This is a genomic window from Amycolatopsis kentuckyensis (assembly GCF_041679295.1).
GTDB classification, from domain to species: domain Bacteria; phylum Actinomycetota; class Actinomycetes; order Mycobacteriales; family Pseudonocardiaceae; genus Amycolatopsis; species Amycolatopsis kentuckyensis_A.
The window spans coordinates 23,710-42,084 of record NZ_JBGDMD010000002.1; the positions used below are offsets into that span (position 1 = coordinate 23,710).

General features: G+C 70.9%; 16 protein-coding genes. 13 read left to right on the forward strand and 3 right to left on the reverse strand.

The features are described 5' to 3' along the window. The first annotated feature begins 11 nt into the window (after positions 1-11). Positions 12-968: a DNA polymerase domain-containing protein gene (locus ACERZO_RS05915; RefSeq protein ID WP_372664571.1), complete on the forward strand. Its 957-nt coding sequence runs from the start codon at positions 12-14 to the stop codon at positions 966-968. Here ACERZO_RS05915 and ACERZO_RS05920 read toward each other — a convergent pair. Further along, on the reverse strand, positions 965-1,714 hold the full coding sequence (locus ACERZO_RS05920) for a CDP-alcohol phosphatidyltransferase family protein (protein WP_372663055.1): 750 nt from the start codon (positions 1,712-1,714) through the stop codon (positions 965-967). The two genes, ACERZO_RS05915 and ACERZO_RS05920, sit on opposite strands and share 4 nt — an antisense overlap. A gap of 78 nt (positions 1,715-1,792) precedes the next feature. Here ACERZO_RS05920 and ACERZO_RS05925 point away from each other — a divergent pair, with 78 nt between their 5' ends. From ACERZO_RS05925 to ribA, 6 genes are read left to right on the forward strand one after another with little or no spacing between them, the layout of a single operon-like run. Further along, entirely contained in the window at positions 1,793-2,755 is a 963-nt protein-coding gene (locus ACERZO_RS05925; protein WP_372663057.1) for a zinc-dependent alcohol dehydrogenase, read from the forward strand. Between the two features lie 31 nt (positions 2,756-2,786). Next, the gene (locus tag ACERZO_RS05930) at positions 2,787-3,185 is read left to right on the forward strand and encodes a 6-pyruvoyl trahydropterin synthase family protein (RefSeq protein ID WP_372663059.1); all 399 of its coding nucleotides are present in this window, start codon (positions 2,787-2,789) and stop codon (positions 3,183-3,185) included. After that, on the forward strand, positions 3,182-4,249 hold the full coding sequence (locus ACERZO_RS05935; RefSeq protein WP_372663061.1) for a glycosyltransferase family 4 protein: 1,068 nt from the start codon (positions 3,182-3,184) through the stop codon (positions 4,247-4,249). Before ACERZO_RS05930 ends, ACERZO_RS05935 begins: the two co-directional genes overlap by 4 nt. Next, positions 4,246-5,073 carry a methyltransferase domain-containing protein gene (locus tag ACERZO_RS05940; protein ID WP_372663063.1) on the forward strand — a complete coding sequence of 276 codons (828 nt, stop codon included), beginning with the start codon at positions 4,246-4,248 and terminating at the stop codon, positions 5,071-5,073. Before ACERZO_RS05935 ends, ACERZO_RS05940 begins: the two co-directional genes overlap by 4 nt. Continuing rightward, positions 5,070-6,089 carry a lysylphosphatidylglycerol synthase transmembrane domain-containing protein gene (locus ACERZO_RS05945; RefSeq protein WP_372663066.1) on the forward strand — a complete coding sequence of 340 codons (1,020 nt, stop codon included), beginning with the start codon at positions 5,070-5,072 and terminating at the stop codon, positions 6,087-6,089. Before ACERZO_RS05940 ends, ACERZO_RS05945 begins: the two co-directional genes overlap by 4 nt. Further along, positions 6,086-6,739, forward strand: coding sequence for a GTP cyclohydrolase II (gene ribA / locus ACERZO_RS05950; protein WP_372663068.1), 654 nt, complete (start codon positions 6,086-6,088; stop codon positions 6,737-6,739). Before ACERZO_RS05945 ends, ribA begins: the two co-directional genes overlap by 4 nt. On the opposite strand, the gene ACERZO_RS05955 is transcribed toward ribA, so the two are convergent. Next, the gene (locus ACERZO_RS05955) at positions 6,728-7,426 is read right to left on the reverse strand and encodes a creatininase family protein (RefSeq protein ID WP_372663070.1); all 699 of its coding nucleotides are present in this window, start codon (positions 7,424-7,426) and stop codon (positions 6,728-6,730) included. The two genes, ribA and ACERZO_RS05955, sit on opposite strands and share 12 nt — an antisense overlap. Before the next feature lie 29 nt (positions 7,427-7,455). Here ACERZO_RS05955 and ACERZO_RS05960 point away from each other — a divergent pair, with 29 nt between their 5' ends. From ACERZO_RS05960 to ACERZO_RS05985, 6 genes are all read left to right on the forward strand, one after another. Then, entirely contained in the window at positions 7,456-8,256 is an 801-nt protein-coding gene (locus ACERZO_RS05960; protein ID WP_372663072.1) for an inositol monophosphatase family protein, read from the forward strand. 138 nt (positions 8,257-8,394) lie between these two features. Next, positions 8,395-9,870, forward strand: coding sequence for a serine/threonine-protein kinase (locus ACERZO_RS05965; RefSeq protein ID WP_372663074.1), 1,476 nt, complete (start codon positions 8,395-8,397; stop codon positions 9,868-9,870). A gap of 87 nt (positions 9,871-9,957) precedes the next feature. After that, positions 9,958-11,016 (forward strand): glycosyltransferase, encoded by a 1,059-nt coding sequence (locus ACERZO_RS05970; protein WP_372664572.1) that lies wholly within the window; start codon positions 9,958-9,960, stop codon positions 11,014-11,016. Between the two features lie 28 nt (positions 11,017-11,044). Further along, positions 11,045-11,569, forward strand: coding sequence for a DUF4231 domain-containing protein (locus tag ACERZO_RS05975; RefSeq protein WP_364451743.1), 525 nt, complete (start codon positions 11,045-11,047; stop codon positions 11,567-11,569). Continuing rightward, a complete protein-coding gene (locus ACERZO_RS05980; RefSeq protein ID WP_372663077.1) occupies positions 11,499-12,518 on the forward strand; it encodes an RNA polymerase subunit sigma-70 in 1,020 nt (339 codons plus the stop codon). Before ACERZO_RS05975 ends, ACERZO_RS05980 begins: the two co-directional genes overlap by 71 nt. A 335-nt stretch (positions 12,519-12,853) precedes the next feature. Next, entirely contained in the window at positions 12,854-15,136 is a 2,283-nt protein-coding gene (locus ACERZO_RS05985) for an NACHT domain-containing protein (RefSeq protein WP_372663079.1), read from the forward strand. Here ACERZO_RS05985 and ACERZO_RS05990 read toward each other — a convergent pair. Then, positions 15,123-18,359, reverse strand: coding sequence for a GH92 family glycosyl hydrolase (locus ACERZO_RS05990; protein ID WP_372663081.1), 3,237 nt, complete (start codon positions 18,357-18,359; stop codon positions 15,123-15,125). The two genes, ACERZO_RS05985 and ACERZO_RS05990, sit on opposite strands and share 14 nt — an antisense overlap. Positions 18,360-18,375: the final 16 nt, after the last annotated feature.

Here is an 18,375-nt window from a genome sequence, read left to right on the forward strand (position 1 = left end):
GAAAAGGTGGGCTGATGAGCGACGAGGTACGCCACGGCGTCAAGCTGAGCAGTCTCGACCAGGAGGTCTTCCCCGGCGCGGGGGTGACCAAGCGGGAGTGGCTCGACTACCTCGAAGCCGTCTCCGGCCGGATGCTGCCCGAGCTGCGCGACCGGCTGCTGACCGTGCTGCGGGTGCTGCGCGGGCAGGGCCCGTTCATGCAGAAGAACCTGCCGAAGTACACGCCGGACTGGGTCGAGCGGGTCAGCGTGTGGGCCGAGACGTCCAAACGGGACGTCCACTACGCGCTGTGCAACGACCTCCGCACGCTGATCTGGTTCGGCAACCAGCGGGCGATCGAGTTCCACACCTCGCTCTACCGCGGCGACCCCGGAAACGGCCCGACGCACCTGATCCTCGACCTCGACCCGCCCGAAGACGGCCCGTTCTCACTCGCTGTCGGCGCCGCGAAGCTGGTGCGGGAAGCGTTGCGCAACGACGGTCTCGACGGCGCCGCGAAGACGAGCGGCTCCAAGGGTGTGCACGTCTTCGTGCCGCTCGCACCGGGCCAGGCGATCGAGGACATCGCCGCCGCGACGCGGGCGGTCGCGGCCCGCGCCGAGCGCATCGACCCGGCGCTCGGGACGACGGAGTTCGTCAAGGACCGCCGCGAGGGCAAGGTGTTCCTGGATTCGACGCGCGCGGGCGGCGCGACGGTGGTGTCGGTCTACAGCCCGCGCCACCGCCCCGGCGCGCCGGTGTCGTTCCCGGTCGCGTGGGCCGAGCTCGACGGCGTCAAACCCGCGGACTTCACGGTGCACACGGTGCCGGGGCTGCTCGACGGCGCTGACCCGTGGACCGGGGAGATGCCGGAGCCGTTCGTGCTGCCGGCCGACCTGGTGGCGGAGGGGCACACGATCCCGATCGCCCGGGTGGTGGCGATGCACGAGGGCAAGCGCCGAGCCCGGGCGGCCCGCGAGCCGGGCTAAGCCGCCTGGTTGTGCCCGCGCCAGGCCGGGCCGTGGAGGCGACGCGGGAGCTGGACGACCGCGACCGGCCGCTGCTCGGCGACGCGGTGGCGGGCCAGCCAGACCGTGTCCCGGCCGAACGACCACACCAGCGCCCCGAGCGCCGCCACGACCAGGGCGAACGTGAAAGCCCAGGGAAGCAAGCCGGACACGGCCACCAGCAGCACGACCCCCTGCACCGCGGCCACCGTCTTGCGCGCCATGCTCGGGTACAGCGGCGCGGTCAGCCACGGCAATGCCCACGAAACCGCCACGAACGCGTAGCGCATCAAGCCGATCGCCAGCACCCACAGCCCGAGCGTCCGGGACACCTGGATGCACAGCAGCAGGATCAGGAACGCGTCGACCTCCATGTCGAACCGCGCGCCGAACTCCGACGCGGTGCCCGTGCGGCGGGCGACCTGGCCGTCGAAGCCGTCCATCGCCAGGGCCACCCCGACCAGCCCGACCAGCCACCACAGCGGGTGACCGCCGGCGGCGATCAGCTCGGCCGCGCAGCCCACCAGGACCGCGCGGGCGAACGTGATCCAGTCCGCCGGGCCGAACGCGCCCCGGCCGCTGCGCCGCAGGCCCCAGCCCGTCAGCAACACCAGCGCCACGCCGTACGCGAGCCCGGTCGCCCCGGCGAGGACACCGCTCGCGAAGACCCCGGTGGCGAGCACCGACAGGGGTACCACCGAGCGTAGGAGAACCTCGTTCTTGATCATCTTTTACTCCGCGAATCGGCACGGCTGCTCATAAGGTGGCGGCGACACCAGCCTCCGGTCGCCTGCAAGGGAGAACACGTGGAACAGGCTTTCTGGGTTCAAAGTCCCGGCGAAGGCGCGCTCCGGTCCGTGACGCTTCGTGAGCCGGAAGACGGCGAAGTCCTCGTCCGGACGCTCTTCTCCGGCGTCTCCCGCGGCACCGAAACGCTCGTCTTCCGCGGCGGTGTCCCGGCGAGCCAGCACGACGTCATGCGCGCGCCGTTCCAGGAGGGCGAGTTCCCCGGCCCGGTCAAGTACGGCTACCTCAACGTCGGCGTCGTCGAGGAGGGGCCGGCCGCGCTCAAGGGCAAAACGGTCTTCTGCCTCTACCCGCACCAGACCGCGTACGTCGTACCCGCGAGCGCCGTCACGCCGGTGCCGGACGCCGTCCCGCCCGGCCGCGCGATCCTCGCCGGCACCGTCGAGACCGCGGTGAACGCCGTCTGGGACGCGAAGCCGAAGCTCGGCGACCGGATCGCCGTCATCGGCGCCGGGATGGTCGGCTGCAGTGTCGCGAAACTGCTACAGGGCTTCCCGGCCACCCGCGTGCAGCTGATCGACGTCGACCCCGCGCGGGTCGAGATCGCCGAAGCGCTCGGCGTCGACTTCTCGACGCCCGAGAAGGCACACGGTGACTGCGACCTCGTCGTGCACGCGAGCGCGTCCGAAGCCGGGCTCGCGAAAGCGCTGGAGCTGCTCGCGCCGGAAGGCGAGGTCGTCGAAATGTCCTGGTACGGCGACCGCCGGGTCAGCGTGCCGCTCGGGGAGAACTTCCACTCGCGACGGTTGACGATCCGCAGCAGCCAGGTCGGGACGGTCGCGCGGCCCGACCGCGACTACGCCCAGCGGCTCGGCCTCGCCCTCGAACTGCTGGCCGATCCGGCGTTCGAAGCGCTGGTCAGCGACGAGTGCATGTTTGAAGATCTTCCCACCGTGTTACCCCGGTTGGCCGCGAATGAACTTTCCGCCCTCTGCCTCCGTGTTGTGTATCAGCCGCAGTGACCACGTCCACCCGAACGCATCGGAGGTCTTGGTGTTCAGCATCACCGTCCGTGACCACGTGATGGTCGCCCACAGCTTCCGCGGGGAAGTCTTCGGACCCGCGCAACGCCTGCACGGCGCGACCTTCGTGGTGGATGCGACCTTCCGCCGCGCCGAGCTCGACGAGGACAACATCGTCGTGGACATCGGCAAGGCCACGGAAGAGCTCGGGGCGGTGCTGAGCGACCTGAACTACCGCAACCTCGACGACGAGCCGGTGTTCAAGGGCATCAACACCTCCACCGAGTTCCTCGCGAAGGTCATCGCCGACCGCCTCGCCGACGCCGTCCACGCCGGACGCCTCGGCGAAGGCGCGCGCGGCCTCGAAGGCATCGCCGTCTCGCTGAAGGAATCGCACGTCGCCTGGGCGAGTTACGAGCGTGCCCTGTGAACAGCCTTTACGTGGTTCTGCCCGGGGACGTCGACGACGCGTCCGTCCCGAGTGGCGGCAACACCTACGACCGGCGGATGTGCGACCGGCTCGTCGAGGCCGGCTTCGACGTTCACGAGATCGCCGTCTCCGGCACCTGGCCGCGGCCGGACACCGAGGCCCGCGCGGTCCTCGGCCACCTGCTGTCCGCGCTGCCCACCGGGTCCGCGGTCCTGCTGGACGGCCTGGTCGCCTGCGGCGTGCCCGAGGTGATCGTCCCGCAGGCGCGCCGGCTCTCGCTGTCGGTGCTGGTGCACCTGCCGCTGGCCGACGAGACCGGCCTGCCGCCCGCGCTCGCCGCGGAGCTCGACGCGCTCGAGCGCGAGACGCTGCAGGCCGCGAGCTCGGTCGTCGCGACGAGCGAGTGGGCCGCGCGCCGGCTGGTCGAGCACCACGGCCTCGCCCCGCACCGCGTGCACGCCGTGCCGCCGGGCGTCGACCCCGCGCCGCTCGCCGTCGGCACCGACGGGATGTCCCGGCTGGTCTGCGTGGCCACGGTGACCCCGCGCAAGGGCCAGGGCCTGCTCGCCCAGGCCCTGGAAACCGTCGCCGACCTGCGCTGGACCTGCGAATGCGTCGGCGGGATCCGCCGGGAGACGAAGTACGTCGAGCGGCTGCGCGAGCACCGGCTCGGCCCCCGCTTCACCCTCACCGGCCCGCGCACGGGCGCGGCGCTGGCCGCGACCTACCACACCGCCGACCTGCTCGTGCTGCCTTCGCGGGCCGAGACCTTCGGCATGGTCGTCACCGAGGCCCTCGCCCGCGGCGTGCCGGTGCTGACCACCGACGTCGACGCGCTGCCCGACACCGTCGGCGTCGCGCCGGACGGCTCGGTGCCCGGGATGCTCGTGCCCGGCGACGACGTCGAGGCGCTCGGCGCCGCCCTGCGCCGCTGGCTCACCGAGCCCGACCTCCGCACGCGGCTGCGCGCCTCGGCGAGGCTGCGTCGCACGACGCTGACCAGCTGGGACGACACCGCCCGCCGGATCGCCGACGTCCTGCAGCGGCAGGAGGCGGCGGCATGACCACCACCTTCGCCCCCGAATGGCTGTACCTGCGCGAACCCGCCGACGCCGCCGCCCGCGCCACCGAGCTGCTCGAGCCGCTGCGCGCGCACCTGCCCGCGGACTTCACCGTCCGCGACCTCGGCTGCGGCACCGGCTCGCTCGGCCGCTGGCTGGCCGCGCGGCTGCCCGGCACGCAGCACTGGATCCTGCACGACCACGACACCGAGCTGCTGACCCGCGCGCGGACCGCCCTGCCGGCCACGGCGCTCGACGGCAGCCCCGTCGACGTCGTCGCCGAGCAGCGCGACGTCACCGCGCTGCGGGCCGCCGACCTCGCCGGGACGTCGCTGGTCACCGCGTCCGCCCTGCTCGACCTGCTGACCCGCGACGAGGTGACGAGCCTGGCCAAGGCGGTCGTGGAGGCCGGTTGCGCGGCGCTGCTGATGCTTTCGGTGACGGGCCGGGTGGAGCTTTCGCCCGCCGACCCGCTCGACCCCGCCATCGCCGCCGCGTTCAACGCCCACCAGCGCCGGATCACGGGCGGCCGCCGGCTGCTCGGCCCGAACGCCGTGGACGTCGCCGCGACCGCGTTCGGCCGGCTCGGCGCCACGGTGGTCCGCGCCGAAAGCGCCTGGCGGCTCGGCCCGGACCAGGCGGAACTGCAGCGGCAGTGGCTCGAGGGCTGGGTCGGCGCCGCCGTCGAGCAGCTGCCGGAGCTGCGGCCGGTCGCCGACGTCTACCTGCAGCGCCGGCTGGAAATGGCCCGGGCCGGCGAGCTGCGCGCGGTCATCCACCACGGCGACCTGCTGGTCCTGCCGCCGAGCCTGGAGGTGGCGGCGTGAAGCGCGCGCTGGCCTGGCTGCGGATCCTCGGCGCCTTCGCCATCCTCGGCGTCCTCGTCTGGCAGCTCGGCAGCGACGCGTTCCTCGACGGCCTCGGCCGGATCAGCGCGTCCGGCGTGCTCGCCGCCCTGGTCATCGGCTTCGCGACGACGGTGTTCAGCGCGGGCCGCTGGCAGATCGTCGCCACCCGGCTCGGCCTGCGGCTTTCGCTGCGCACCGCGGTCGCCGACTACTACCGCGCGCTGTTCCTCAACGGCGTGCTGCCCGCGGGCGTCCTCGGCGACGTCCACCGCGCGGTGCAGCACGGCCGCGACTCGGGTGACGTCCCGCGCGGCGTGCGCGCCGTCGTCCTGGAGCGCACCGCGGGGCAGCTCGTGCTCATCGCGTCCGCCGTCACCGTCGTGCTCGTCTCGCCGGACGTCGTGCCCGGCGCGTTCCGCGAGGTCGTGACGGTCACCGGGGTGGTCGTCGTGCTCGCCGCCGTCGCCGCGGTCGTCGCCGGCCGCGTGTTCGGCGGGCGCTGGATCCACAGCGGGTCGAAGGTCCGCCGCGGCTTCGCCGTCACCCTCGCCGACCTGCGGCTCGGCCTGTTCACCCGCGAGACCTGGCCCGGCGTGGGCTTCCTGTCGGCCGCGACGCTGGCCGGGCACCTGGCGCTGTTCGTCGTCGCCGCCCGCGTCGCCGGGGTCGACGCGCCGGTGTGGCAGCTCGTGCCCCTGATGGTCCTCGCGCTGCTCGCGATGGGCCTCCCGCTCAACGTCGGCGGCTTCGGCCCGCGCGAGGGCGTCTGCGCCCTGCTCTTCGGCGCGGCCGGTCTGGGCGCCGCCCAAGGTGTCACCGTCGCCGTCGTCTACGGGGTGCTCACGCTGGTCGCGAGCCTGCCCGGCGCCGGCGTCCTGCTCGTCCGGAGCGTCGCCGGGTTCCGCGTGACCCGCGCTCCGCACACCGGCGTCGTGCCTGCTCCGCGCACCGCGGCCGCCGCCGGGATCGAATCGGAAGTGGGGTTGCAGACATGACCGCAAGCGAAATCATCGGGGACCTGCCGCGCCGGGCCGTGGTCGAGCGGGTGGTCGAGACCCGGCTGCCGACCCGGCACGGGACGTTCCGCGCGGTCGGCTACCTCGACCGCACCGGCCTCGAGCAGGTCGCGCTGGTCTACGGCGAGATCGCGCCCATCGGCACCCTGACCAGGGTGCACAGCGAATGCCTGACCGGCGATGTCTTCGGTTCGACGCACTGCGAATGCGGCGACCAGCTGGCGGCGGCACTGGACCGGATCGTCGAAGAGGGCTCGGGCGTGCTGGTCTACGTCCAGGGCCACGAGGGCCGCGGCATCGGCCTGCTGGCGAAGCTCGAGGCGATGCGGCTGCAGCAGGACGAGGGGCTCGACACGGTCGACGCGAACGTGGCGCAGGGCCTGCCGGTCGACGCCCGCGACTACCACTCGGCCGCGGGCATCCTGACCGACCTCGGCGTCCGCTCGGTGCGGCTGCTGTCGAACAACCCGGCGAAGGTCGAACAGCTCACCCGCTACGGAATCCGCATCAGCGAGCGGGTTCCGCTGCTGGTCCCGCCGAATCCGGAGAACCTGCGCTACCTGCGGACGAAAGCCGAGCGGATGGCCCACCTGCTGCCGCACCTGGACCAGGTCTTTTCAGGCGCCTAGGACCTCCAGCACACCGGCGAAGCGCTGGACCAGCGTGTCGAGCACGACGTGCCCCTTCGCCGCGGTCGCCAGCGACGGCCGGCCGACCACCCCCGACTCCGTGTACGCCCGCAGGCCCAGCGTCAGCAGGTGTTCCCGGTCGGTGACGTGGTCGGCTTCCTCGTGGCCGGGCCGCACCAGGTGCGGGTGGGCGTGCAGCAGGATCGACGTCTCCAGTTCGCCGGCGTGCATGTCGTCGTCCAGCGACGTCCGCAGGCCGGCGGCGGTGTGTGCGGCCTGCCAGTCCGCGACGCCGGGGAACAGCGCCAGCGCGCCGCCGGCTTCCTGGACCACATTGGACAGTACGTAGTTGCCGCCGTGGCCGTTGACCAGCACGAGCCGTTCGACGCCGGAGGCCTGCAGCGACGCGGCGACGTCGGTGACCACGGCGTGCAGCGTGCGGGCCGAAATGCTCACCGTGCCGGCCCACCCCGCGTGCTCGTGCGAGCACGAGATGGTGATCGGCGGCAGGTGGAGGACGGGGTAGGCCTCGGCGACGGCCTTCGCGAGCGTTGCCGCGATGACCGTGTCGGTGGCCAGCGGGAGGTGCGCGCCGTGCTGCTCGAAGCTGCCGACCGGCAGCACCGCGACCCCCGCGGCCCGCTCCTGCTCGTCGACGCTGGTGGCGAGCGGGAAGAGGTCGGTCATGAGCACGTCCCTTCACTAGGTTGGAAGTCATGAGCGAGCATGCCGCACTACTCGACGTCGCGCGCGAAGCCGTGGCGAAGGCGACCGCCATCGTCCGGTCGCGCCCGACCTTTTCCGTTTCGGCGAAAGGTGATCGCGACCTGGTGACCGACGTCGACACGGCGGTCGAAGACGCGCTGCGGGAGTTCCTCACCGCGGAGACGCCGGAGATCGGCGTCCTGGGCGAGGAGCGCGGCCGCAGCGGCGACGGCGGCGGCCGCTGGTGGGCGCTCGACCCGATCGACGGCACCGCGAACTTCGCCCGCGGCATTCCACTCTGCGGGATTTCCTTGGCCCTCGTGGACGGTGAGCACAGCACGGTCGCCGCGATCGCCCTGCCGTACCTCGGCGTCACGTACACGGCCGCGCGCGGCGAAGGTGCTTTCGCGAACGGAGAGCGCGTCGGCACGTCGGCCGCGACGGAAATGTCCGACGCCATGATCGCCGTCGGCGACTTCGCGATCGGCCGGTTGGCGGAAGAGAAGAACGCGACCCGGCTGCGGTTGCTGTCGGACCTCGGCGCGCGAGCGCAGAAGATCCGGATGCTCGGCACCGCGGCCATCGACCTCTCGTGGGTGGCGGACGGAAAGCTCGACGCCGCACTGATCCTGTCCAACAACCCGTGGGACACCATGGCGGGCGTGCTGCTCGTGCGCGAGGCCGGCGGGGCCGTCGTGGACCGCGACGGCAGCGAGCACACGGTCGGTTCGTCGTCGACGATCGCGGTCGCCGCGGGGCTGCGCAAGGAGATCGTGGACGCACTTGATCGGGCGTACGGGGTTGTTCGTTAGGATTTGCGGGTACACGGTGGGCAGCGCCACAGCGCTCGATTGCGCTGTCCGTCCAAGGTTTTCGGCTACGTTGGTACCGGCCGGCGGATGATCCTGGCATGCTGGCCGGATCTCGTCGGCACTTTTTGAGAATGGTGGATGCTCGTGGAAAGTCGCCGGATCCGCGATCGGTACCGGCTGCTGGAGCCGATCGGCGGCGGCGCGATGGGCACGGTGTGGCGGGCCCAGGACGAAATGCTCGACCGCACCGTCGCGATCAAGGAACTCCTGCTCCCGCACGACCACGACGAGAGCCGCACCGAAGAGGCGAAGAACCGCGCGATGCGCGAGGCGCGGATCGCCGCCCGGCTCCAGCATTCCCACGCGATCACCGTGTTCGCCGTCCTCGAAGAGGAGGACCGGCCGTGGTTGATCATGGAATACCTGCCGTCCAAGAGTTTCGCCGTCGTCGTCGGCGAGGAGCCGGCGTCGGTGGACGACGCCGTCCGCGTCGGCGCGCAGATCAGCTCGGCGCTGGCCGGCGCGCACCGCGCCGGGATCGTGCACCGCGACGTGAAGCCGGCCAACATCCTGGTGTCCGAGGACGGCACGGCGAAGATCACCGACTTCGGCATCTCCCGCGCGATCGGTGACGTCAAGCTGACGGCCACCGGCGAGATCGCGGGCACGCCCGCGTACCTGGCGCCCGAAGTGGCCCGCGGCGAGGACGCGAGCTTCGCCGCCGACGTCTTCTCGCTCGGCGCCACGCTGTACGCGGCGGTCGAGGGGACGTCGCCGTACGGCACGGCGGACAACCCGATCGCGTTGCTCTACAAGGCGTCCAGCGGGGAGATCGAGCCGCCGGAGAAGGCGGGCCGGCTGACCCCGCTGCTGCTGCGGATGCTCGCGACCGAGCCGGCCGAGCGGCCGTCGATGGACGAGGTCGAGCGCGAGCTGCGGGCGCTGCTGCCGGACGCGGAGCCCGGCGAGTCGGTGCTCGCGGCGACGATCCCGGAGACGGAGGCCGCCCCGGTGTCGGCGGTGGCGACCGTGCCGGCCACGGTCGCCGTGCCGCCGTCCGGCGAGGTCGCCTCGGTGACGCCGGGCGCGCGCAAGGGCCTGATCGCGGTCGGGGCGGGCGCGGCGCTGCTGTGCGTCGCGGTCGTCGTCGCGATCCTGCTGCTCGTGCGGCAGAAGCCGCCGACGGACACCGCCGCACCACCCGCGTCGCCGCAGACGTCGACGTCGGAGACCCCCTCGGCGTCCGATTCGCCGTCGCCCTCGGTTTCGAAGACCCCGACGACGACGGCACCGCCCACTTCGCCGCCGGTGTCGCCGGTGTCCTCGACGAAGACCGCCGCGCAGGCCCTCCAGGACTACTACGCGTTGCTGCCGGGCAACCCGGCGGAGGCGTGGAAGCTGCTGACTGAGCGGTTCCGGGCGTCCCGCCACCAGACGTACCAGACGTACACGAGCTGGTGGGGGCGGTTCAGCTCGGTCAAGGTCACCAGCGCCACCGAAGCCGGCCCCAACCGCGTCACGGCGCGCGTGGTCTACAGCGACGGCCAGTCCGAGACCGACACCTTCACCATGGTCCAGCAGAACGGCGTTTGGATGATCGACGCCCAGAGTTGAACCGTTCGGCTTTGGGTCGCGTGTGACGGGTGAGCCGTCCCGCCGTCGATCCACGCTGGAGGTTGAGCGATGAGGCCTGCCGACCCGATGGTGTTCCTCCTCCCCGCCGTGCCGCCGGCGGCGGACACCTACGACAAGCGCATGTGCCAGAACCTGCCGGCCGTCGGCCAGCCGGTGCTGGAGCTGCCGATCGCCGGTGACTGGCCGGAGCCGGACGCGACGGCCCGCCGGCGCCTGGCCAGGTCCCTGGCCGCGCTGCCGGACCGGACGGTGGTGCTGCTCGACGGCGTGATCGCCTCGGGCGTGCCCGAGATCGTCGTGCCGCACGCGCGGCGGCTGCGGCTGGCCGTGCTGGTGCACCAGGCCCTCGCCGACGAGCCCGGCCTCGACCCGGCGCACGCGGCGGAGCTGGACGCGTGCGAGCGCGAGACGCTGCGGATGGCCGGGATGGTCGTCGCGACCAGCCCGTGGCTGGCCCGGCTGCTGATCGACCGCCACGACCTCGACCCGGGCCGCGTGTACGTGGCCAAGCCGGGGACCGACGCGGCCCCGCTCGCGGCGGGCGCCGACGGCGTCTCCCGGCTGCTGTGCGTCGGCGACGTCACCCGCCGCAACGGCCAGGACCTGCTGGTCCAGGCCCTCGGCGAGGTCGACCACCTGGCGCTGTCGTGCGTCATGGCCGGTTCGCTCGAGGTGGACCGCGGGTACGTCGACGAGCTGGGCTGGTCGATCGAGCGGCTCGGCCTCGGCGGCCGCATCACCCTGGCCGGCGACGCGGTGGACCTCGGCGCGGCGTACAACGCGGCGGACCTCCTGGTGATCCCGGCCCGCGCGCCGACGTCGGGGATGTTCGTGGCGCAGGCGCTCGCCCGCGGCATCCCGGTACTGGCCACCGAGGTCGGCGGGGTGTACGACGCACTGGGCGTCGACGCGGACGGCGAGATGCCGGGACTGCTGGTGGACCCGAACGACCCGTACGCGCTGGCGGACGCGCTGCACCGCTGGTACGCGGACCCGGAGCTGAGACGCTCACTGCGCACGGCGGCACTGGGCCGGGGCAGCGCACTGGAGGAGTGGGACGTCGCCGCGCGGCGGTTGACGGAGGCGTTGTCGAGGTTGGCGTCCGAGCCCCGCATCGTCGCCTGACCCTTGCCGCGGGCCCTAGCCTGAGGCGGTGGCGTCTCCCCTCGATTCCGAACGCGGGTTCCTCGAAGTCGCCGGTCGGGACCCGGACCGCCCGTTGCGCGACCAGCTCCTGGGGTTCCGCGACCTCGTCTCGGCCGACATGGACTGGGCCGACAGCCGCAAACGCCGCTTCCGTCGGCGCGCGTCCGTCGTGCGGGTGAGCGCGCTGCTGCTCACCGCGGCCTCGACCGTGGTGCTCGGCATCCAGGAGATCCCCGGCCGGGCATCGATCGCGCTGCCGATGGTCGCGCTGGTCACCGTGCTCGGCGGGCTCGAGACGTTCTTCAACTGGCGGTCGCGCTGGGTGCTGATGGAGGAGACCCGCTACAACCTCAACCGGATCCGCGACGAGATGGACTACTACCTCGTCGGCACGCCGACGGCCGAGCTCAGCCGCGACCGGCTGCAGGAGTTCTTCGACCGCCACCAGGTGACGTGGGCCGATGCCAGCCGCCAGTGGGTCGAGTTCCGCCGCCTGGACCGGCCACCGCAGTCGCCCGAAATCCGGGCCTGACCGATTCCTTTCGCCCTCCGCGCCGGTCGACCAGAGTGTGACTGTGGATTTCGAGCCGTACCGGCGTGAGCTGCTGGCCCACTGCTACCGCATGCTCGGCACCCCCGACGAGGCCGAGGACGCCGTGCAGGAGACCTACCTGCGCGCCTTCCGGGCGTACGACCGCTTCGAGGGCCGTTCGTCGTTGCGGTCGTGGCTCTACCGGATCGCGACGAACGCGTGCCTGACCGCGCTGGAGCAGCGGGGACGGCGGCCGCTGCCGTCCGGCCTGGGCGCGCCGGCCGCGGACCCGGACGCGCCGCCGGTCCCGGCCGAGCCCGGCGACCAGTGGCCGCGCCCGATCCCGGACGCCTTGATCACGCCGTCGTCCGCGGACCCGGCGGAGATCGCCGTGGCCCGCGACGGCGTCCGGCTGGCTTTGATCGCCGGCCTGCAGCTGCTCCCGCCAAGGCAGCGCGCGGTGCTGATCCTGCGCGAGGTCCTGGCGTTCCCCGCGGCCGAGGTCGCGGAGCTGCTGGGCACATCCGTGGCGGCGGTGAAGAGCATGCTCCAACGAGCCCGCGCGACCCTCGACGCGGGTGGGGAGATCGGCGAGCTGACCGAGCCCGAACAACGCGAACTCCTGGACCGCTACATGAGCGCGTTCATGAACTCGGACTTGGCGGCCTTGGAGCAGATCCTGCGCGACGACGCGGTGATCGAGCCGGTGCCGTCGCGCTCGTGGTTCGCCGGAAAGAAGACTTGCGTCGCATTCTTGCGACACGTAATGGGCGAGCCGGGCGAGTGGTACATGACGCCAACCCGAGCAAACGGCCAGCCCGCGGCTTCGGCCTGGTACCGCGGCGAGCCGTTCGGGGTGGCGGTCCTGACGCTGGGCAAGGGCGGCATCGCGCGGATCACCGTGTTCGGCTTCCCCGACCTGGTGGAGCGGTTCGCCGGGACGCCCTGATGCCAGTCCTATTCGCCGAGCGCGATCTGCCCGGTACGCCGATACCGGGTTGCCGGGTTTCGCACGTTCTCTTCGGTCGTCTCCACTCCACCGCCGACGGCTGAGCTCAGCTACGTAGCGGCTGCAGGAGTTCTTCGACCGCTACCAGGTGACGTGGGCTGACGCCAGCCACCACTGGGTCGAATTCCGTCGGCTGGATCGGCACCGCAGTCACCCGAATCCGGGCCTGAGGTGGTGGCTGTGGCTGATCGGCGTGTTTCTGTTGCATCAGCTGGCCGGCCGACGATCAAATCGCCATGAAGAACCGGTGGTGGCTCCTCCTCGGTGGAGCCGTCGTGACAGCGGCGCTGGGCTGGTGGGTCATCCAGTTGTCCGTCCTGGGACCCGGCGAACGAAGCGACGCCAGCAGCTATGGTCAGTTCATCCTCGCCGCTGTCGGGCTGGTGATCATCATCGGTGGCTGGGTGTGGAAGGTATTCACTCCGGTCCCGCAAGCGAGTCCCGACGAGCTCGGTGACCTGCTGGCGACAGCCATGCGCAACCAAGCGGACAAGACCGCGATCGAACGCAGGCTGATCCAGCCCGCTCCACTCCCGGTTCGCTGGCGGCGTGCCACCGGGCCGGTCGCGGGACCGGTATCCGCGCTCAGCGCGACTCGGACCGGATTGGTCTTCGATCCGCTGCCCGGCCTGACGCGGGTCACGGCCACCCGGCTCCGGGAAGGTTCGAGCGAGAAGCTGCACTCCTTGTACGGCGGGTTGCCGTCCGGCCGCCTGATGATCATCGGCGGGCCCGGCACCGGCAAGAGTTCGATCGCGGTGCTCCTCCAGCTGGAGGCGTTGCGCTTCCGCGAGCAAGCGCGCTCCGAACAACGACGGCTGATCCCCGTTCCCGTCTTGGTGACATTCCGCGGCTGGGACCCGGTGAGCACGCCGCTGAGAGATTGGCTCGCAACCAAGTTGGCCGAGATCCCCCTCTTCGCCGGGCGCGACGGGATGCGCAACGCGCGCCGCCTGCTGGATGCGCGCGGCGTTTCCTTCATCCTCGACGGGCTCGACGAAATCCCCGAGAGGCTTCGTCCTTTGGCGCTGCGAGCGTTGAGCGAGCAGGCCACTCTTCGTGTCGTCGTGCTTGCGAGGGATGCCGAACTGGCCGCTTCAGTGCAAGGGTGGGGGTTGACCGGAGCCGCCGTGATCCAGTTGGAGCCCCTGTCGCCGACCGCCGTGGCCGAGTACCTGCTGCGGCCGTTCATCAGGCCGATTCCGTCGGATTGGGAACCGCTCGCCGACGTTGTCGTCAGTGACCCGTCGGCTCCGGTGGCTGAAGCTCTGTCGGCGCCGTTGTGGGTCAGTCTGGTCCACGATGTCTACGCACCCGACGGCCAAGTCGGCGAGCTGCTGGACCGAAGCCGTTTCCCGACTGCCGACGCGATCACCGCCCATTTGCTGGATCAAGCGGTTTCGGCTGCTTACCGGCCGCGCCCCGGGCAGACTCCACCGCGGTACTCGGCTGACTCCGCCTATCAGACGCTCGCCTACATCGCCCACCGGCTCAACCAGGCCGGCACGCGCGATTTTGCTTGGTGGGAAGTCTCTCGCTGGATTCCGGGAATTGCTCGTGTGGCGATGAACGTCGCCTTTGGTGCAATAGTCGGTGTTGCGTTGATCGCGTTGTGGCTGCTCGCGGGCTTCAAGGTTGGCATTCTGCTGCTGGGTCTGGTTTTCGGAATAGCGGTGGGACTCGCGGTGGGCATAATGGGCCCTGTGAGGCCGTCGAAGGTGAAACTTTCCATTCGTGCCTTAATAAGGTATCGCCCTTTATCTGTTGGAGTCTTCCTTGCGCTCGTTTTTGTGACTATCGGCCTCGCTGGCGACTCTGGTAACGATGAATCTGTTGGGACGTTGATAGGCGGTGGAGGACTTGTGGGAGTTCTGATTGCCGCTGCCGCTGAAGCTGTTTTGAATTTTAAGGAGGCCCTTGAGTCGTCGGGCGGCCGAAGGCGGGTCAGATTCGCGCTGAAAAGTCTCATAGGGTCTCGGTCGTTGCTGTTCGGGCTAGCTTTTGGGCTTGTATGCGGGCTGGCTGCGGGCCTCAGTGTTGCTTTTGGATACGTCGATGTTCGAGAATTGGGTCCATGGCCGGCCTATGCCGCGCTGTTTGCGCTGGTCTTGGGTGTGTTTTCTGGTATTTCATACGGGATCGTGAACAGTATGCTCGAGTCAGGCCTTGGTGACACGAGTTATTCCGACCCTGTTCGGGAATGGCGAAATGAAGCGAAGCTCGGCGTTGGATTCGGGTTGATCATGGTTTTGCCGATGGCAGTCTTCGTGGAACCCGGCTATATCTGGACCACTGTGATGACGGGGACGTCTCTGGGGCTACTCAGTGGAATTTGTGTGCCGCAGACTGCAAATGTCTTTGTCTGCCAGGTCTACCTGTCTGCTCGTTATGACCTGCCATTGCGGTTGATCCGCTTCCTCGAGGACGCCAGAGCGCGGCACATCATCCGGACGGTGGGGCCGATCTACCAATTCAGGCACGCCACGCTGCAGGATCGGCTTGCGGAGCGGTTCGCCGGCGAACCGGAGAACCGCTCCGCCACCATCACGCCAGGGTGAGCGCGTAGATCTCGACCCGCGGATCGTTCGGCAAGCTCACCGACTGCAGCGTCTTACCACTGTCCAACGCCGCTGAAATCCCGAACAGCCGGACCGGCGGCCCGTCGACCCCGCTGCCCGCCTTGATGCGGTGCGGCATGTCGAGCACCACCGACGCGCCTGAGCCGGCCCAGTCGGCGAACGTCGCCGCGAGGTCGGCGCTCGTGCCGTCCGTGTAGTGCGCCGTCAGCGTCGTCGACACCGGGCCGTTGTGCGACGATCCCACCAGCCGCAACGCTCCGTGCTGCCCCGCCGGCAGCAGCAACGACTGCCCGCGAGCTTCCACGAAGTTGGGCGAAGTCCCCGAAGCGTCCGGAGCCGCGTACGTGACGCCGCCCCAAACGACCGGCCCGGCCGCCGGCAACAGCGAAGCGTCGTAGCTCCAGCCGCCACCGTCGAAGTTGCCCTCCGTGGATGCCGCCACCGTCGCCGTGCCGTCGTGGTTGTAGTCGCGGCCCAGGTCGACCGCGCACGACGTGCCCGGAACACAAGCGGACGGTGTCCGGACCTCGACCGTGGCCGACCGGGTGACGCTGTTCGCGCCCAGCCCGGACACCTTGACCTGCACCGGGTACGTGCCCAACGCGGTCCCGGCCGGCGCCGTCACCGTGATCGGCACGGTCTTTTGCACCGGCAGCCGCCCCGACCAGATCAGGTCGGCCGGCTGGACCCGGACCTTCCAGGCCGCCGGCGCGGTCGCGGAGACCGTCACCGGCTGCAGGCCCGGGTTCTGCGCGACGACGTCCAGGTCGAGGTGCACCTGCTGCGCTGCGCCCGCCGGGATCACGACGGACGTCTGCCGCAGCGACGCGTCGACGTGCCGCCGCAGGTCACCGGCGGCGTTGTTCACCGACGGCGGCTCCGACCCGACACCCCACGAAGACGGCTTCGACCCGAGCTTGTGGTTCAGAACCCCGCCGTGCGCCACGGCGGACCAATCGAGGGACGTCTCCCGGACGTTCCGGCCGTTCAGCGAAACGCTCTGGACGTACCGGTTCGCGTCGGACGCACCCGGAGCGTTCACGGTCAGCGTGCCGCCCTGAGACCGGCCGTACTGTCCGATCCGGACGGTGGCCGTCTCGAACTGCGGGCTCGACAGCGCGAGGAAGTTCGCGCCGCTCATCGTCGGGTACAGCCCGAGCGACGAGAACACGTACCAGGCGGACATCGTGCCGAGGTCGTCGTTGCCGGTCATGCCGTCCGGACCCGTGGTGAACAACGTCATCGCCGCGCGGACGACGGTCGCCGTCTTGGCCGGCGCGCCCGCCCACAGGTACATGTACGGCGCGAGCAGGTCGGGCTCGTTGTTCGGGTTGTACGTCGCCTTGCCGTAGTAGTCGTACGGGCTGGAGATCCAGTCGTTGCGTGCCGTCCCGGCGGGATCCGAAAGCAGCTTGTCGTAGGCGAAGAAGGAGTCGAGCCGCTTCTCGGTGGACTTCTTGCCGCCCATCAGCGAGACGAGCCCGGCCGGGTCCTGCGGCACGAGCCACTGGTACTGGTAGGCGCCGCCTTCGTGGAACTGGTGGTCGGCGTCGACCGGGTTGTACGGCGTGAGGAACGTGCCCTCGGTCGTGCGCGGCCGGAACTGCTGAATCGAGGAGTCCCAGAGGTTCTTGTACCACTGCCCGCGGTCGGCGAACATCTTCGCGTCGGCGCCGTGGCCCAGCCCGCGGGCCATCAACGCCAGCGCCGCGTCGGCCGCCGAGTACTCCATGGTCGCGGACGCCGGGTGCTCGCAGTCGTTGTCGCCGCCCTTGGCCGCGCAGTCCTTGCCGAGTTCCAGGCCGCTCGGGATGTACCCGCGGTCGTTGTAGTAGTTGACGCCAGAGCGGCCGTTGTACGGCGAATCGGCGGGCGGCGTGCTCGTCGCGTTCTTCTTGAGCAGCGCGTACGCCTCTTCTTCGTGCCCGGCGAGCAGCCCCTTCGACCACGCCTCGACGAGGAACGGCGTCACCGGGTCGCCGGTCATGATGTTGGTTTCGCTCTCGGCCAGCGCCCAGCGCGGCAGCCACCCGCCGTCCCGCCCGATGGCGACGACCGACAGCGCGACGTCCCGCGCGACCTGCGGTTCGAGCATTTCGAGGAGCTGGTTCTGGGGCCGGTAGGTGTCCCACAGCGAGAAGTTCTGGTACGGCGTGTAGCCGCTCGCGGTGTGCACCTTGCCGTCGAAGCCGGTGTACGCGCCGTCGGTGTCGCCGGCCAGGTTCGGGTGCAGCTGCGCGTGGTAGAGCGCGGTGTAGAACGCCGTCTGGCGCTCGGTCGTGCCGCCGCCGATCTTGATCGCGCCGAGACGATCGGCCCACTGCTGGTGCAGCGCCGCCCGCGTCGCGTCGAAGTCGAAGTTCGACGTCTCCGCCGCGAGGTTCTTCCGCGCGCCGTCGAGCCCGGTGTAGGACAGGCCGACCTTGAGCACGACGTCGTGGTCGGTGGTCGCGTCGAAGCTCGCCCAGGCGCCGTTGTTCCCGGTGCCCGCGGCGTCGCGGCCGCCGTCGGTGCGCGTCGAGCCGCGCCAGGTGCCGAACGAGCTGAACGGCCGGTCGAACGTCGCCGTGAAGTAGACGGTGTGCTCGTCGTGCCCGGCGCAGAACCCGCCGGCCTTGACCCGGCCTTCGAGGGTCCGGTCGCCGACGACGTGGATCTCGGAGTCCTTGACGGACTGGTTGGCCTGACCGGTGTTGAACAGGACGTTCGCCTGCCCGGTCGAGGGGAACGTGTAGCGCTGCCAGCCGGTGCGCGCGGTCGCCGTCAGCTCCGCGTTCACGCCGTACTTCTTGAGCCCGACGCGGTAGTAGCCCGGCTCGGCGTGCTCGTCGTCGTGGCTGTACTCGGACCTGTACGCGTCCTTGTCAACGTTGTCGACGGTGCCGGTCGTCGGCATGATCGGCAGCTCGCCCATGACGCCGCAGCCGACGCCGGACAGGTGCGTCTGGCTGAAGCCGTAGATCGCGTTCTGCAGGTAGTCGTAGCCGCCCTGGCCGCCGGTGTCCGGGCTGACCTGCACCATGCCGAAGGGCGCGCTCGCGCCGGGGAACGTGTTGCCGAAGTTCTGCGTGCCGACGAACGGGTTGACCAGGCCGACCGGATCCACCGGCGCGGGCGCGGCCTGCGCGACGGCGGGCGCCAGGCCGGCGACCACCACCCCCGCGGCCACCGCGGCGGCCATCCGTCTGCTCTGCGACCACATGGGCGCACCTCCCGGA

Excerpts from the sequence above, each read along its gene's own strand:
- ribA (WP_372663068.1), top strand. The coding sequence starts at position 6,086 with ATGACCGCAAGCGAAATCATCGGGGACCTGCCGCGCCGGGCCGTGGTC.
- ACERZO_RS05990 (WP_372663081.1), bottom strand. The coding sequence starts at position 18,359 with ATGTGGTCGCAGAGCAGACGGATGGCCGCCGCGGTGGCCGCGGGGGTG.
- ACERZO_RS05955 (WP_372663070.1), bottom strand. The coding sequence starts at position 7,426 with ATGACCGACCTCTTCCCGCTCGCCACCAGCGTCGACGAGCAGGAGCGG.
- ACERZO_RS05980 (WP_372663077.1), top strand. The coding sequence starts at position 11,499 with ATGCCAGCCGCCAGTGGGTCGAGTTCCGCCGCCTGGACCGGCCACCGC.
- ACERZO_RS05960 (WP_372663072.1), top strand. The coding sequence starts at position 7,456 with ATGAGCGAGCATGCCGCACTACTCGACGTCGCGCGCGAAGCCGTGGCG.
- ACERZO_RS05920 (WP_372663055.1), bottom strand. The coding sequence starts at position 1,714 with ATGATCAAGAACGAGGTTCTCCTACGCTCGGTGGTACCCCTGTCGGTG.
- ACERZO_RS05940 (WP_372663063.1), top strand. The coding sequence starts at position 4,246 with ATGACCACCACCTTCGCCCCCGAATGGCTGTACCTGCGCGAACCCGCC.
- ACERZO_RS05965 (WP_372663074.1), top strand. The coding sequence starts at position 8,395 with ATGCTCGTGGAAAGTCGCCGGATCCGCGATCGGTACCGGCTGCTGGAG.
- ACERZO_RS05970 (WP_372664572.1), top strand. The coding sequence starts at position 9,958 with ATGGTGTTCCTCCTCCCCGCCGTGCCGCCGGCGGCGGACACCTACGAC.